This is a genomic window from Natronomonas sp., assembly GCF_046710025.1.
Classification (GTDB): Archaea; Halobacteriota; Halobacteria; order Halobacteriales; family Haloarculaceae; genus Natronomonas.
Genome location: NZ_JBKEGK010000043.1, coordinates 1 through 15221 on the forward strand (window position 1 = coordinate 1; position 15221 = coordinate 15221).

At 64.8% G+C, this 15221-nt stretch carries 15 protein-coding genes, 1 tRNA gene and 1 pseudogene; 8 read left to right on the forward strand and 9 right to left on the reverse strand.

Features of this window, described 5'->3' with window-relative positions; genetic code table 11:
• From ACI944_RS04800 to ACI944_RS04810, 3 genes and pseudogenes are all read left to right on the forward strand, one after another.
• Nucleotides 1–284 (forward strand): annotated as a pseudogene (locus ACI944_RS04800) (dolichol-P-glucose transferase); the annotation flags it as partial.
• A 22-nt stretch (nucleotides 285–306) separates the two neighbouring features.
• Nucleotides 307–753 (forward strand): GtrA family protein, encoded by a 447-nt coding sequence (locus ACI944_RS04805; protein WP_411717927.1) that lies wholly within the window; start codon nucleotides 307–309, stop codon nucleotides 751–753.
• A gap of 83 nt (nucleotides 754–836) precedes the next feature.
• Nucleotides 837–911 (forward strand) — tRNA-Met (locus ACI944_RS04810).
• 265 nt (nucleotides 912–1176) lie between these two features.
• Here ACI944_RS04810 and ACI944_RS04815 read toward each other — a convergent pair.
• From ACI944_RS04815 to ACI944_RS04835, 5 genes are all read right to left on the reverse strand, one after another.
• Nucleotides 1177–1413: a hypothetical protein gene (locus ACI944_RS04815; RefSeq protein WP_411717928.1), complete on the reverse strand. Its 237-nt coding sequence runs from the start codon at nucleotides 1411–1413 to the stop codon at nucleotides 1177–1179.
• Nucleotides 1414–1534: 121 nt separating this feature from the next.
• Entirely contained in the window at nucleotides 1535–2062 is a 528-nt protein-coding gene (locus ACI944_RS04820; protein ID WP_411717929.1) for a DUF5815 family protein, read from the reverse strand.
• 92 nt (nucleotides 2063–2154) lie between these two features.
• On the reverse strand, nucleotides 2155–3033 hold the full coding sequence (locus ACI944_RS04825; protein ID WP_411717930.1) for a hypothetical protein: 879 nt from the start codon (nucleotides 3031–3033) through the stop codon (nucleotides 2155–2157).
• 90 nt (nucleotides 3034–3123) lie between these two features.
• The gene (locus tag ACI944_RS04830) at nucleotides 3124–3540 is read right to left on the reverse strand and encodes a hypothetical protein (RefSeq protein WP_411717931.1); all 417 of its coding nucleotides are present in this window, start codon (nucleotides 3538–3540) and stop codon (nucleotides 3124–3126) included.
• A gap of 76 nt (nucleotides 3541–3616) precedes the next feature.
• Complete coding sequence (locus ACI944_RS04835) at nucleotides 3617–4861, reverse strand: NAD(P)/FAD-dependent oxidoreductase (RefSeq protein ID WP_411717941.1); 1245 nt, start codon at nucleotides 4859–4861, stop codon at nucleotides 3617–3619.
• A 179-nt stretch (nucleotides 4862–5040) separates the two neighbouring features.
• Here ACI944_RS04835 and ACI944_RS04840 point away from each other — a divergent pair, with 179 nt between their 5' ends.
• Both ACI944_RS04840 and ACI944_RS04845 read left to right on the forward strand, forming a co-directional pair.
• Entirely contained in the window at nucleotides 5041–5643 is a 603-nt protein-coding gene (locus ACI944_RS04840; RefSeq protein ID WP_411717932.1) for a DUF6149 family protein, read from the forward strand.
• Between the two features lie 48 nt (nucleotides 5644–5691).
• Nucleotides 5692–6690, forward strand: coding sequence for an AI-2E family transporter (locus tag ACI944_RS04845; RefSeq protein ID WP_411717933.1), 999 nt, complete (start codon nucleotides 5692–5694; stop codon nucleotides 6688–6690).
• 27 nt (nucleotides 6691–6717) lie between these two features.
• Here the strand turns inward: ACI944_RS04845 and ACI944_RS04850 are convergent, their stop codons facing one another.
• The gene (locus ACI944_RS04850; protein ID WP_411717934.1) at nucleotides 6718–8058 is read right to left on the reverse strand and encodes an NAD(P)/FAD-dependent oxidoreductase; all 1341 of its coding nucleotides are present in this window, start codon (nucleotides 8056–8058) and stop codon (nucleotides 6718–6720) included.
• A 123-nt stretch (nucleotides 8059–8181) separates the two neighbouring features.
• Here ACI944_RS04850 and ACI944_RS04855 point away from each other — a divergent pair, with 123 nt between their 5' ends.
• A complete protein-coding gene (locus ACI944_RS04855) occupies nucleotides 8182–9258 on the forward strand; it encodes a glycosyltransferase family 4 protein (protein ID WP_411717935.1) in 1077 nt (358 codons plus the stop codon).
• A gap of 24 nt (nucleotides 9259–9282) precedes the next feature.
• Nucleotides 9283–10383 (forward strand): glycosyltransferase, encoded by a 1101-nt coding sequence (locus ACI944_RS04860; protein ID WP_411717936.1) that lies wholly within the window; start codon nucleotides 9283–9285, stop codon nucleotides 10381–10383.
• A gap of 18 nt (nucleotides 10384–10401) precedes the next feature.
• On the opposite strand, the gene ACI944_RS04865 is transcribed toward ACI944_RS04860, so the two are convergent.
• Together ACI944_RS04865 and ACI944_RS04870 are read right to left on the reverse strand one after the other, a co-directional pair.
• Nucleotides 10402–10830, reverse strand: coding sequence for an adenylyltransferase/cytidyltransferase family protein (locus ACI944_RS04865; RefSeq protein ID WP_411717937.1), 429 nt, complete (start codon nucleotides 10828–10830; stop codon nucleotides 10402–10404).
• Nucleotides 10827–11333 (reverse strand): Mov34/MPN/PAD-1 family protein, encoded by a 507-nt coding sequence (locus ACI944_RS04870; RefSeq protein ID WP_411717938.1) that lies wholly within the window; start codon nucleotides 11331–11333, stop codon nucleotides 10827–10829. The genes ACI944_RS04865 and ACI944_RS04870 overlap by 4 nt, the downstream gene beginning before the upstream one ends.
• A gap of 103 nt (nucleotides 11334–11436) precedes the next feature.
• Here ACI944_RS04870 and ACI944_RS04875 point away from each other — a divergent pair, with 103 nt between their 5' ends.
• Entirely contained in the window at nucleotides 11437–13347 is a 1911-nt protein-coding gene (locus tag ACI944_RS04875) for a DHH family phosphoesterase (protein ID WP_411717939.1), read from the forward strand.
• Between the two features lie 38 nt (nucleotides 13348–13385).
• Here ACI944_RS04875 and ACI944_RS04880 read toward each other — a convergent pair whose 3' ends face one another.
• On the reverse strand, nucleotides 13386–15029 hold the full coding sequence (locus tag ACI944_RS04880) for a phospholipase D-like domain-containing protein (protein ID WP_411717940.1): 1644 nt from the start codon (nucleotides 15027–15029) through the stop codon (nucleotides 13386–13388).
• Nucleotides 15030–15221: the final 192 nt, after the last annotated feature.

The following is a 15221-nucleotide window of genomic DNA, read 5'->3' on the forward strand; positions in this document are numbered from 1 at the left end:
AGGCATGGGCGACCGTCCGTGGGCACCTCTACGAAGCCGGCTTCGCGTGGGACATCGAACTCCTCGCTGTCGCCGGGGCGCTCGGGCTGTCGGTTCGGGAGGTGCCGATCGTCTGGACGGATCGTCCCGGCTCGACGGTCGACCCGATCCGGACGACGCTCTCGATGGGAAAAGCCCTCCTCGTGACCCGCCACCGTGCGAAGCGCCTCCAGAACAGCCCGCTCCACCGCGCCATCGCACCGTCGGAGGAGCCGACCGCACTCGTGGATCGCCATCGACAATGACGGCTACGACCTCCCTGAAATAATGCTTCGGGAACTCGGCGAGACGCTGTATGCCCCGTTCCGGTTCGGTCGGTTCGCCGGTGTCGGTGCTGTCGGGGCGCTCTGTGACAACGCCGTGTTGCTCGCGTTCGCGACGGCTGGACTCACCCCTGAAGCGGCGAAGTTCCTCGGTATCGAGACGGCGATCGTCGTCATGTTCGTCCTCAATGAGCGCTGGACGTTCGCCGGGTCGGGCCGGCCCGGGGTGATCCCCAAACTGCGACGGCTGGCCACCTCGAACGTCGTCCGCGTGGGCGGCATCGCCGTCCAACTCGTCGTGTTCTCGACCGTCTATCGGCGGCTTCAGGTCGATCTCTCCGCACTCGGGGTCGACCTGTGGTTGCTCGTCGCCAGCGGCGCGGGCATCTGCTGTGGAATGGTGGTCAACTACGTCACCGAAAGCCTGCTGACGTGGCGCGTACACGAATAACGAGCGGGTTAGTACCACGGGAGAATTCAACGGACGGCAAGTCAATCACAACCCTTAATTGGCGCACCGGGCTACATGATAGTAGCGGGATGGGATAGCCAGGAGATTCCGCCGGGCTCATAACCCGGAGACCGGACGTTCAAATCGTCCTCCCGCTATGTTTCTCCATCGACTTGCCTCCTACATCTGATTATGTCCAATGTGTAAACCGACTGCCGGCCTCGACGCGAGCGCTCGCTCCGGGTGGACCTGATCCGTCAGGCCGGCTTGTACCTCAACGGCGGTCACCACAGTAGTGCGTCTCGTATTGCTCCCGAGGATACGAGTATATAAACAAAGGGAACGCTCGCGACCCTCACTGACCCACGCGCTGTGGGTCTCCTCTCGGACCGATTCGTGGCGGTCAAGCCACCACGGGACGGGTTAGTTCCGCTCGCTGCCGATCCGATAGCGATAGGGTTGGTCTCTGATTACCTCGACGCCAGCCGTATCGGCGTCGGCCTCACGTCCGAGCACCGTCGCGACCCGGTGGGCGCTGTCGAATTCCTCGCCGTGATCCTGGAGCAATTCGAGGATTTCGCGGGCGGTCAGCGCCTCGTCTGGATCGGCCTCCGACAGGACTGATCGGATGCGCTCGAACTCGCCGCGACGTACGCGCATGTGCATACACAAGGCTTCTCATGCAATAAGTATCCGTCAGACAAATGTCATACACACTCGCCGGCAAAACCGGGCGACAGCGGCGAATCAGACTGTCTGACAGCGGCCCCGCCGTGTCCGATCAGACCGGCTCGTCGAACTCCGAGTCGAACGATCGTTCGCGACGGTACTGTTCGACGAACGCCGCCACGTCAAATTCGTGCATCTGCTCCTCGAAGCGCTCGGCAGTCGCCGCGTCGCCGTGGCTGGCGGCGTGTTCCATCAACTCGACGAGAAGTTCGACGACGATTTCGTGGAGTCGGCGAGCATCGAAGTCGGCGACCCAGAGCAAGGCGTAGCCGACCCGGCCGTCGTCGGCGACGTCGGCGACGGCCACGTCTTCGGGGACTTCCTCCAGCACCATCCCCATAATATGGGGCGTGCCGAACTCCGGGAACTCATCGTCGGTCTCGACGCTCCCGGTCAACACGTCGACGATCGATTCGGGAACGAACCGCGAAATCGGATGCGCGTCGACCACGAGTGCGTGGCGCTCACCGCACGCACACTCGAGTTCCCGAAGCCCCATGTCGAGGTCGACGGGGCGGACCGTCTCACCGCAGGGGAGTTCGAGCCGGCTGTCGTCGCCCGGAACGCGCGGCGTTGGCATTGTTTAGTGTGGGTGTCGGAAGCGATTAAAACCAGCGTTCGGCCCCTCGATCGACCACTCGATCCCGACCGGCGTCGGCGAGGGCGGTCCGATCACCGTGAGAGGTCGTCGGGGCCGAGCGCCGCGTCGTATGGATCCTCAAACTCCTCGTCTGATTCGGGCTCGGGTTCAGGCGCGCTCCCCGCACCGTCGAGTTGAACGTACGCCCGTGTCGCGACTGCCGCGCCAAACGCGGTCAAAAGGCCCCCAACGACCGCCGCGGCCACCGCCCCTGCGGGCGTCGAGACGACGCCGACAGCCGCGGAGGTAGCCTCCTCGAGCCGCGAGACAATGACGAGGACTCCCCCGAGTAAGAACACCTCGACGCGATTGCCCTTCGTGATCCGCCACGAATCCGCCATCCCTTGGATGAAGTTCTTGTTGTTGATCGCAATCTCCTGTCTGAGGAAATAAAACAGGACTGCGAGAGCGATTCCAGGCAACAGGAGGAGCCCGGACCCGAGGAGGATGAGTCCCCAGACGATGATCCCACCGATGAAGCCGTTCAGCGTCGCGAGCAGAGCGTTGTCGGTGACGAGGTCGGTCGTCGCTGTCCCCGCCTCGTCGGTCGCGAAGACGCGAACGGCGGCGATCGAAACGGCCTCGGCGATGAGCGCCGAGAGAAGCAATCCCCCCGCGGCGATCCCGGCAGATATCTCGACGGCGAGCGGGGCGGCGGTCTGAGCCTGCTCGCGCGCCGTTTCGAACTCCGAGATGGCGTCGTTGTACTCGGTCGCTGAGAGCCCCAACTCCTGAGGCGACGCGCTCTGAAACGCCGCGAGCGCCGAGTCAGCGGCGGAGACGATGAGCGATTGGAACAATACTGTCGTGAGGAGGGCGATACCGGTGAAGACGGCGGCAAAGATGAGACCGTTTTTCCCGGTTGTGCGGGACGCTCCTTCCCGGAGCGCTTGACCAATGTCAATACCCATACTCGCGTTCGCGTCCGCCGCCCTCTTAAGCGTAGTCGAATCGCCTCCGTCAGTCCAGTCTCACTCTGTTTCGACGCCGAGGCAACCCCACTATGGCCAGTCGTCGCGGCGTTCGACCTCCGCCTCTTCGTCTTCCTCCTCCTCCGTTGCGAGCGCCCAGTCGGCCGCCTCGGCGGCCGTATCGATCGGGAGGAACTCCCAGTCGGCCGCTTCGGCGAGCGCTGCGTCCTCCTCGCCCTGCCCGACGAAGACGTGTCGTTCGGTCTGGAACTGATCTTTGACGTTTTCGAGGCTTTCCTCGCGCCCCCGGGGGCCGGAGAAGAAATCCTGTCGGATCCGCTCCTTGCGGGTGAAGTTCGTCACCACGTAGGTCGGCTTCTCCGAGATGACGCCGACGTATTCGCTCCACGAGCGGGCATCCGAGAACACCGCCTCGGGGTTCGCAATCTCTTTAAGCACTTCCAACTCGAACGCGAGCGTCATGTCTGATGAGCCGCCGCCGTCCATAGCTCAACGGGGGAGGCGCCCGGAGAAAACACTTTGGAATCGGGTCAGGCGCCGGCACCCCGGCGCGCCCGCTTGGTCACTCCGTCGTCGCCCGCTCCTCGAAGGCGTCGATGTCGACGCCCTGCCGTAGGAGTAGGTCGGTCCGATCGGAGACGTCGATCTGCCGCCGGGCGAGTTTCTTCAGCACCGACTGCGCCGAGAGGTCGCCGATGAGGACGCCACCGATGACGCGGCCGTCTTTGAGGGCCACGCGGCGCCAGGTCCCGTCCTCGTACTTCCGTTCGACCGAGTCGTCGCCGCGGGTCGGGTGCCCAAAGGAGAGAAACGGGAAATCGAAGTGGGTGATCGAATACGACGATACCCACGAGAACTCCGCCTCGGGACCGCCGGCGACCATGTTTTGGCCGGCGATCGACCCCTGCTCCTTTGCCGAGCCCCACGCGCCGTTTTGAGCGCGGTCGCCCAGAATCACGTCGTGGAACTGAGTGATGTCGCCCGCCGCGTAGACATCCTCGACGTTCGTCCGCATGTACTCGTCGGTGATAATGCCGTTGCCGGTCTCGATTCCGCTCCCGCGGAGAAACTCGGTGTTAAAATTCAATCCGATCGCGACACCGGCGAACTCGGCCTTGAAGCGCTCGCCGTTGGGGTCGACGGCGGCCGTCACGTGGCCCTCCTCGTCGGTCTCGAAGTGGTCGACGCCCGAGTCGAACACCGGCGTGACGCCGATGTCCTCCATGGCCTCGTGGATGAGCTCCGCGCCCTCCGGCGAGAGTGCGTAGCGCCACCAGGATTCGCCGCGCATCAGGTAGTGTGCGTCGACGTTTTGGGCCCCACAGATGGCCGCGAGGTCGATACCCAACAGTCCGGCACCGACTACGACACCCTTCTCGGCGTCCGCGGCGCTTTCTTTGATCGCCCGGGCGTCTTGAAACGTCCAGAAGTGATGGACACCGTCTGCGTCGCTGTTGTCGACCGGGAGCTGGGTCGGTGTTCCCCCGGTCGCGACGAGGAGCTTGTCGTACTCGTAGGTCTCCCCGCCGTGGGTGTGGACCTCGTGAGCGTCGGTGTCGACCTCGGTGACGACGGTGTCGAGATGCAGATCGATGTTGCGCTCCTCGTACCAGTCGGGGTCGTGAATCGAGACAGGCGCCGCGGGGAGTTTCCCCTTGGCGAACTCCTTGATCAGGATACGGTTATACAGTGCTTCACCCTCCTCGGTGAGGACGGTGACCTCTGCGTCCGGATCGCCCTCCCGGATCGATTCGGCCGCGGAGGCGCCGGCGATACCGTCACCGATGATTACGTGGGACGCACACATGAAGACGTGTAGGCCATCCGGGTTAATGTTAATTGCCATCTGGATATTGCGGCTGCCCCGACGCCCTTCCACTTCGACGGTGGAGTTCACCACCCCACTTCCGCTTGTAGGGTGCTCGGGATTCGGTATCCCGTTTCCGCTTGCAGGGCGTTGAAGACGCTCGACTGCGTATCGAGCGTATGAAAATCTATCAGAACCCGCGCCACTGGGCGTCGAAGAAGGCACTCACGACCCCCGGTATCCGGGATGTCGCCCGCTACGGCTTAGTGAAGATGCACACGAAGATCTTCCTCGGGAAGGCCGACGAGGGACAGCGCGAGGAACGGCGTGACCACCTCGACGACTTCTTCGACGCGACGATGGACAGCTACGTCGCCGCACTCGAGTCCGGCTACTCCGAGGCCGAAGCCAGAGAGATCACTCATATCCAGGCAAACTTTGATTTCTTCAATCACGGCTGGACCGAGATGATGGAGATCCCCGGCGACGAGCTCGAGGCTCACTACCGCCGCTACGAGGCGTTCTTCGAGCGCTACGAGGTCACGATCGACGACCCGCTCGGCGTGTTTGCCCCCGCTGAGGGCGTCGCCGATGCTCCTGCGATCCCCGAGGCCCTCGAAACCGCGGAGTACGAAAACGCGATCGAAGGGTTCGACGACGACGTGTACGTGGAGACGGGCGACGGCCGGACAGTCGTCGGTGGCGACACGGAGGAACCCGACTCGATCGATCCCCGCCAATCGCCCGTCGTCGACGACGAGGAATCCAAGGGCGCGAGCTGAGCCGGCCGACCCCCGTAGGCTTTTATTTCCCGGTGTTGACGAGACAGTATGAATCGCGGGCAGGCGTTTCTTCTCCTCGTCATCGCACTCGTTTCGGCGCTGGTGCTTCTCATCGTTATTCCGTTTCTCGAGTACGTGGTCGCGTCACTCATCCTCGCGTACGTGCTCTATCCGATTCACCGCCGGCTTGAGGGGCGGATCGGCGGCGCTGCCTCGGCGTCCGGTCTCATAATCGCGACGACCGTCGCCGTCATCGTCCCCCTCGTGTATATCATCTCAAGATTTGTCAACGACCTTCGATCGATCTCGAGTGGCGAAATCAACCTCGATATCGTCGCGATCGAGGGCCGACTCTCCGAACTCCTCGGCCGCGAGATCGAGATCGAACTCGCGGATCTGCTCGCAACGGCGGGCGACCAACTGATCCGGGTGCTTTTCGACGGCTACACCGGAGTGTTCAGGTTCGCGCTCCAAGCCAGCGTCGGGGTTGCGCTCATGCTATTTTTGCTCTACTACCTGCTTCGGGACGGGCCGGCGTTCGTCGAATGGAGCAAAGACACCGTCCCGCTACCCCCCCATGTCGTCGACGACTTGGCGAGAAAGATCGACGCGACGACGTGGGGCGTCGTCATCGGCCACATCGTCGTGGCGCTTGCGCAAGCGCTTCTCGCCGGCGTCGGCCTCTGGATCGCCGGCATTCCCAACGCGGTCTTTTGGACGTTCGTGATGGCGGTGCTTTCGCTGCTGCCGCTTATTGGGTCCTTTCTGGTATGGGGGCCCGCGGCCGGCTATTTATTCGTCATCGACGCGGTGACAGCTGGGGTGCTCCTGTTTATATACGGCGTCGTCATCGTCAGCCTCTTTGATAACTATGCACGACCAATACTTATCGACCAACAGGCGGGGCTGAACCCCGGCGTGATCTTAGTCGGGGTCGCCGGCGGCGTCTACTCCGTTGGCTTTACTGGGCTGTTCGTCGGTCCGATCGTTATCGGCGTGCTGGCGGCGACGCTGGAGACGTTCCGGAAGGAGTACGACCGGATATAACGGGCTCGAAAGGGCCGCATAGCCGCCTCACCGCTCCCGTGCAAGAATCCGGTCGGCGGCCGCGTACCCGGCCTCGACTGCACCGTTGAGGCTTCGTTCGGGATACTGTGCCCGCGATGCCATCCCGGCGTAGTAGACCCCCGTGAGGCCCGCCGATGCGAGGTCGTACGGAACGACCAGGTCGAGATAGCCGCGCTCGTAGACCGGTGCAGTCTTTGGGTTCCGCGAGATGCGAACGTCTGTAACTGCGTCGCGGTCGAAGTCGGGAAACAGCGCTTCGATCCCTTCGAGCCACAGTTCCTCGACCGCTTCGTCGCTGCGCTGCCACAGGTCGTCTTCAAGATCTTGAACATAACTCGCGATGTAGAGGAGGTGTTCGCCCCCGTAGCGCGCCGGCGGAATGAAGTTCGTGTGCTCGATGAGCGCCCCGAACGGCGCGTCGTCGGCGATGTTCAGCCAGTAAGTGTCCAATAACGGTTCGCTCATTGAGACGAGCGCACAGACCGATCCCTGGAAATCGACGTCGCAGGCGTACCCGGTCAGTGATTCGAGGACGTCGGGCATCGTCGCGACGACGACCTCGTCGACATCATAAGTGTCGGTTCCGGCCCCCCGGCGTTCGACCGTTACCGACTCGACGGCCGGTTCTGTCGCCGTATTTTCACCCGAATCGAACGACAGGTCTCTCACGGCTGTTTCGGTGTCCATCCGCTCTCGGCCCACCGCCTCGAGAAGCGCCTCGACGAGAACGGCGAACCCGCCGTCGAGGTAGCCGAGCACTTCGCCTCGGAGGATGTCACGTTCGCCGCGGAACTTGATGCGGCCGAGCAACCAGGCCGCCGAGACGTCGTCCTTGCGGTCGCCGAACTTGGCGTCGAGCAGCGGTTCGAAGAAGTACTCATAGACGCCGCGGGTCGTGTGTTCGAGAAGGAACTCCGTGACGGGGACGTCCTCGAACGCCTCGATATCGTCGTAGGTATCGAAGCGCGGCCGGCCGCCGCGGACGTCGACCTCGAGCGTCAGCGCCGCGAGGCGGAACTTGTCGTAGACCGAGAGATGCGGGTACGCGGCGATCTCCCAGGGCGTATCGAGAGGGTGGGCGACGCCGTCGACGTAGTAGGCGTTCTCGCCGATCCGCCACTCGATCCGGTCGCCGACGCCGAGTTCCTCGGCCAACTCGACGATCGTCTCCTCGGACTTCGAGAGGTGGTGATAGTACGCCTCGATCCGATCGCCAGCGGTTTCGTAGGTCGCGGCGAGGCCTCCCACGTCCTCGGACGCCTCGAACACCCGGATCTCACGTCCGGCCTCCTGGAGGCGGTATGCAGCGGCGAGACCCGCGAGGCCGCCGCCGACGATGCCGATCATACCGGCCGGTCGTCGCCGCGCGTGTTGGCTCTTTTCATGCGGCGTCGAGGGTTATATACTAGCCCCGCCGCCCGCAACGCCCGCTCCGGGACGTATATACCGGTCGTCGGCAAAGGGGCCTGCGTGCGCGTCCTGCACTACCTCGAACTCCGCGACCGCCTCCAGCGTAGCGGTATCGGGACCGCCGTCCGCCACCAGCGGAAAGCCCTGGCCGACTCGTCGCTCCGACTTTCGACATCGCCGTGGTGCGGCGGCGATCCGGTGACAGCCGTTTATAAACGAGCCGTCGGCGACAGCGCGTTTGAGGCGTACGATCTGGCCCACTGTCACCTCCTTGCCCCCGGAACGATCGCCGTCGCCGAACACGCCCGCCGGAACGACCTCCCGTTGGTGCTGCACGCCCACGTCACCCGCGAGGACTTCGCCGGGAGCTTCCGCGGGTCGACGGCGGTGGGGCCGGCCCTCGAGCGGTACCTCAGGTGGCTATACTCGCGGGCTGACCTCCTCCTGTGCCCGAGCGAGTACACGAAGTCGGTGCTTGCGTCGTACCCAGTCGATGCGCCGATCAGAACGATCACAAACGGCGTCGATGTCGACGCCCTTGCGGGACACGAGGCGCTACGGGAAAGATACCGACGACGGTTCGATCTCGATGGCACTGTCGTCTATGCGGTCGGTAACGTCTTCGATCGGAAGGGTGTCGAGACGTTCTGTCAACTCGCCCGTCGGAGCGACTACGAGTTCGTCTGGTTCGGCCCCTACGACGACGGCCCCCACGCCTCACCGACGGTCCGGCGGCTCACCGCGACCCCCCCGGAAAACGTCACGTTCACCGGCTGGATCGAAGATATCCGCGGCGCCTACGGCGCGGGCGATATCTACTGTCTCCCGACGCGAGTCGAAAACCAGGGGATCGCGGTGCTGGAGGCGATGGCCTGCGGGGCGGCGGTCGTGTTGCGGCGGCTACCGGTGTTTGAGGAGTTCTACACCCACGGCGAGGACTGCCTGCTGTGTGAGACGCTCCCCGAGTTCGAGGCGGCGATCGAGCGCCTCGCGGCGACCCCGGAGCTTCGCCGCCGCCTCGGCGAACGTGCGGCCGAGACCGCCCGTTCCCACGGCCTCGATCGGGTCCGACGGGAACTTGAGACCGCTTACGCGGAGGCACGCAAGCGCTCCGCGGACGAACACACAACCGATTAAACCGATGTCGCCGAACCGGCAGGCATGCGGACCGTCGCGGCCTTCACGGATACGTACCTGCCGACGGTCAACGGGGTCAGCTACACTGTCCGGACGTGGCGCGAGCGCTGGCGGCGCCGCGGCGGCGAGATGCCGGTCGTCTATCCGTCCGCCTCCGCCCGCGGCCCTGACCCCGGCGAGCACCCGGTGCCGAGCGCCCCGTTTCCCTTTTATACCGGGTTCAGGTTTGCAGCGCCGACCGTCCCGGACTCGGTCCGGGGATGCGACCCCGACGTGGTTCATGCACACACGCCGTTCACCCTCGGGGTGGCCGGCCGACGGCTCGCCGCCGCTCGCGAGATGCCGCTCGTCGTGTCCTATCACACGCCGGCGAGCGAGTACGCCGGCTACCTCAGCGACGCCCTTGAAGCCCCCATCAGGCGGGCTGCCGACAGCTATGAGCGGTGGTTCGTGGCTGGCGCTGACGCCGTGATCGCCCCCTCGCGGACCGCCGCCCAGACGCTTCCCGCCGACGGGACGCCGACCCATGTGGTCTCAAATGGCGTCGACACCGACCGGTTTCGCCCGATCGATGCCGGGACAGTGCGGGCGTTCAAGCGCCGACACGCCCTCCCAGACCGCCCGCTCGTCGGCTACACTGGTCGGCACGGCCACGAGAAGCGACTCGGCGACGTGCTCGACGCGACAGCCGATGTCGACGCCGCTGTCGTGCTCGCCGGCGACGGCCCGGCCCGTCCCGACCTCGAACGCCACGCGGCGGGCCGAGAGGACGTCTTTTTTCTCGGGTTTCTCGACCGATCCGAACTACCGGCTTTTTATACCGCACTTGACACGTTTGCGTTTCCCAGCCCGGTCGAGACGCAGGGACTCGTCGCCCTCGAGGCAATCGCCTGCGGGACGCCCGTCGTCGCCGCCGCCGCCGGCGCGCTGGCAGAGACAGTGACCGACGGCGAAACGGGAACCCACTTCCCGCCCGGTGACACGGTGGCGTTCCGGGAGGCGATCAAACAGGTACTCGGGGTGTCCGAACGGCTCCCGACGCGGCTCGCGGGGCGGCGTCAACGGCTGTGCGTCGAACGGTCTATCGATGACCTCGAAGCGGTGTACGAGTCTGTCCTCAAGTAATATCGTGGGGTGCCCAGGCTAACAGCGGTGCTCGCAGACGCGGTCGATGATCCGTCCCGTCGAGAGCAACTCCGCGTCGGGGTCGGCGTCGCGGGCCGAGGCGCGGACGACATCGCAGTCGATACCCTCCTCGGCCAACAGCCCGGCGACCGTCCCCTCGTCGTGGTGTTGGTCGTGGCCGAGCACGATGACGTCGGGGCCGATCTCGCGGATCGGCACGAAGAAGTCCTCGGTATGCCCGAGGCGGGCGCCATCAACCGGATTGAGAGCGGCTACCATCTCGCGCCGCTGTCGGTCCGGCACCACGGGCTTTGGCTTGTGCGTGACGTTCTCCGAGCGGGCGACGATAACGTCGAGGCGGTCGCCGCGGGACTTCGCGTCGTCGAGGTAGTGCAGGTGCCCGGGGTGGAGCAGATCAAACGTTCCCTGTGCAACGACGCGTCTCATCGGAGCTCCCGGTCGATGTCGGCCTGCGTGAAATCGAAGAACTGCTCGTCGGGGACGTCGACCGACACCACGTCTAGATCAGTCGGTTTGCCTTCACTGTCGAAGGCCCGCCAGTCGCTCCGGCCGTAGGGCGCGCCGACGATGATGTGTACCCGCCCCCGCGAGAACGTCGCCAGATCCGCGTCGCTCGGGCGCAATACCCCGTTCGGATGTGAGTGGACCGACCCGATGCTGTTGAGATCGTTTGGCATGTAGCTGGGATTGAACTCCGCGCTCGTCGGGTTCGTCTTTGTCCCAGGCGCGAGTAACACGTCCGTGATGACCGTCCCCTCGCGGTCGAGACCGACCGTGCGCGCGTCCTGTCCGCGGAGTTGCCCCATGTACTCGTTGGGGTGGGCGTCCTCCGACGCCTGTAGGGCGAGCTGGAGGGCATCGTCGGCGATACCGACGAGTTCGCTCGATCTGAAAAGTTTCGGCTTCAAAAACGACCCGAACAAACCCATACTGATTAGTGGGACCGCCCGACAACTAAGCGTTCCGGGTTCGAGGGCCGCTCCGGCCACGGATACAACACCCTTAAAACGACCCAGGGCGCATATTTCAGTAATGAATACATCTACCGCCGGTGACGGAGATCACGGCTCCCAACAGGGTGTCGCGAAGGATCTCGCGCCCGGCTGTACCTTCGACGATATCGAGGAGGGGGCCCGCTACGTGGCAACTATCAACGGCGTTGTCGAGTACGGCATCTTCGTCGATCTGTCCGAGTCGGTCTCCGGGCTCGTCCACGAATCGAAGCTCGACAACACCTACGAGGTCGGCGACGAGATCGTCGTCGAACTGGTCGAGATCCGTGAGAACGGCGATCTCGGGTTCGAAGAGGTCGCCGCCAACCCCGACAGCGTCGCCCGAACCGACGTCGTACACGGTGACAGCGTCCAAATCGGCTCACTCGACGACCGGACCGGCGACGCGGTGTACGTCGAGGGCGATGTCGTTCAGATCAAACAGACCGCCGGCCCAACAGTATTCTCGGTTCGCGACGGGACCGGTATCGTTCCCTGTGCGGCCTTCGAGGCGGCCGGCGTCCGCGCGTACCCCGAAATCGAACTCGACGATACGGTCCGCGTTAGCGGGACAGTCGAAGCACACGAGGACGCCCCGCAACTCGAGGTTGAGGAACTCTCGGTCCTCGACGGCGACGAACGCGAGGATGTCCGTGCGCGCGTCAACGAGACTGTCGAGGCGGCCGCCACCCCTGCCGACCCGGAGCCGCTGATCGAGTGGTCGGCCTTCGACGCCCTTCGGGACGACCTTGCGGCCGTCGCGCGTCGCCTCCGGCTCGCTGTTCTGGAAGGGCGCCCGATCCGGGTTCGCCACCACGCCGACGGCGACGGGATGTGCGCCGCGCTGCCGGTCCAACTCGCCCTCGAGAACCTCATCTCTGAGGTACACGCCGACCCTGACGCGCCGCGTCACCTGTTCAAACGACTCCCTTCGAAGGCCCCGTACTACGAGATGGAAGACGTGACCCGCGATCTTAACTTCGCCCTCGAAGATGAGGTCCGACACGGCCAGCGGCTCCCGCTGTTGTTCATGGTCGACAACGGCTCCACCGAAGAGGATACCCCGGCCTATCGGGCGCTTGCCCAGTACGACATCCCGATCCTCGCGGTCGATCACCACCACCCCGACCCCGACGCGGTCGGCCCGCTACTCGAGGAGCACGTCAACCCCTATCTCCACGGCGAGGACTACCGGATCACGACCGGGATGATGTGCGTCGAGTTGGCACGGATGATCGACCCCTCGATCACCGAGGACCTCGAACACGTCCCCGCGGTCGCCGGCCTCGCGGACCGCTCGAAGGCCGACGTGATGGATCGGTATCTCGACCTCGCCGAGTCGGCCGGCTACGACGAGGCAGAACTGAACGACATCGTTGAAGCCCTCGATTACGCCGCCCACTGGCTCCGGTACAGTTCCGGACCGAACCTCATCAGCGACGCCTTAGACCTCGACTGTGACGACGCCGAGCGACACGCCGAACTCGTTGACTTTCTCGCCTCGCGGGCCCGCCGCGACGTCGAGCGCCAACTGGATGATGCCGAGGGGCACGTCGAACACGAGCGTCTCGACAATGGGGCGCACCTCTATCGGCTCGATGTCGAGAACCACGCCCGTCGGTTTACGTACCCTGCCCCGGGGAAAACGACTGGCGAACTCCACGACAGGAAGGTGACCGAAACGGGTGATCCGGTCATTACAATCGGCTATGGGCCGGACTTCTCCGTGTTGCGCTCCGACGGGGTCCGACTCGACATCCCGAACATGGTGACCGAACTGCAAGAGGAACTCGCCGGTGCGGGCGTCTCCGGTGGCGGTCACCTCGTCGTCGGCTCGATAAAGTTCGTGCCCGGCGCCCGAGAGCGGGTCCTCGACGCGCTCGTCGAAAAGATGGAATCCGCCGAACTCGACGCCGACCTCCGGAGCACGCTGTTGCGGGACGACGACTGAGACGGGGTCCGAATAGACAGTGATCCGTTCGATCACGTTTACCATTCCCAGTCGGTCACCGTCTCCCCCCTACCGACGAACTTGAGCCGTCTAAGTGCCAGCAGTCCCCCGCTTCCCGCGGCCGCAGCAGCCGCAAGCAACCCGGCGGGAACCGGGCGGCTCCCACCATCGTCCCAGTCGGCGTCGAAGACTGACGCGTAGTAGTCGGCCGCCTCAGCCGATTCGAGCGCAACGAGTACCTCCCGGTTCTCCGCGGTCGCCGACCCCACCCAGTTGAGGCTCCCGACGACAGCGGTATCGTCGACGACTACCCCCTTCGTGTGGATCTTCCCATAGCCGTCGGCCTCGTCGACGCGGGCCTCGAGGTTCCAGCCCTCCGCCTCGGCGCGGCGGTTCAGCCACGCGACGAGTTCGGCGTTGTTCTCTTCGACGTACCAGCTTCCGTCGAGGTGGATCCGGACGCGGACGCCGCGTTCGGCGGCCCGAAGCGTCGCCCGAAGCAGGTCGTTTTCACGGCTGTCGATCCGGACCTGCTGGATCAGGAGTCGCTCCTCCGCGCCGCTGATCCGGGAGCGAAGCGCCTCGCCGGCGTTGTCGGGGGCGACGAGAACGGTGGCCGAATCGACATCGACGCGTTTCGGCTCGTGGCGGGTGCCGAAGGAGCCAAGGGCGGGGTCGGCGTCAACGAAGTCCCGTCCCTGCCGGTACTCCCGCCAGGAGGTAGCCGCCCGCCACGTCCGGTCGGCTTCGTGTATCGACGCGAGCGCGGCGGCAGCCGAGGCATCCTCAAGCATGACGCCCCACCCGCGGCTCGAGGCTCCGCCGGTCCCAGCCGGTTTGAAATTCTCTGTCGAGACGAGCGCCCGGTCGTCGACGACCGCGTACTTCGGGTGGTGGTATCGGTACCGAACGTATGGCCCCTCAAGAAGGCGAACGTCGACACCACCCGCCGCGAGCCGGTCGAGTTGGTCAGCTTGTCGGTCAGTGATCCCACCGACCGGCGCGCCGTCGAGCAGAATCGAGACATCAACGCCCTCGTCGGCCGCTTCGAGCAGCGTCGTCGCGATCCGTCCGGACGTGAACGTGTAGCCGGCCAGCCGGATCCGGTCGTCGGCCGACGCGAGTGTTTCGACGGTCTGATCCGGCGCATCCGGAAGAACGAATGCTGTCGCTCGCCCGCCATCCGTTCGAATCGGGTCGTGAGCTGTCGCCCCGACGGGTCGCCACACCCCCTTCTCGAAGTCGCGGATCTCAGATTCGGGGGCGTTCCGGTAGCGGGCGGTCGAGACGGTGTCGTTCCCGTTGGCGAGCGTCAGTCGGTCGCCCCCGTTTGCCAATCGCAACCGGCCGGAGAGCGGCTCGATACGCTGATCCGTCCCGTTTCGCGCGTGCTCCGGCGCGCGAGTGAACGCGATAGTCCCCTCTACCGTCCGGTTCGGGAGTCCCGCCGTCGTCTTCCCGTCGGAGAGTGTCCACCCCGTCGTGTTTGTCGGCCGCCGAAATCGGACGGTGACAAACTCACCGGGGTCGTCACGGGCGACCGGGTTCGGATACGCCGCGACGAGCGTCGCATTGGTCGACTCAACGGCCGCGTCGGACGCCGTTGCCGCGGCGTCCGGGACGAAGATGCCGCTCGATAGCGCAAGTGTGAGCACGAGTACCGCGGCGATCCGTCCGAACACACGGGGTGTGCCCCCGTATTCGTATATAAACTGTGGCCCGCAGGGGTGGGGTAGTTTATAAATGTTGCAAGGCTAAAACCCCGCCCTTCAGCGCTGTCTCTTACCCACAAGTCTCGGCGTTAGCTCTGCGAGACTAATAATCGCCTCAGGGAAACCGCAACAAAGCGGTAGTATTGCTAGTTAACGTACACT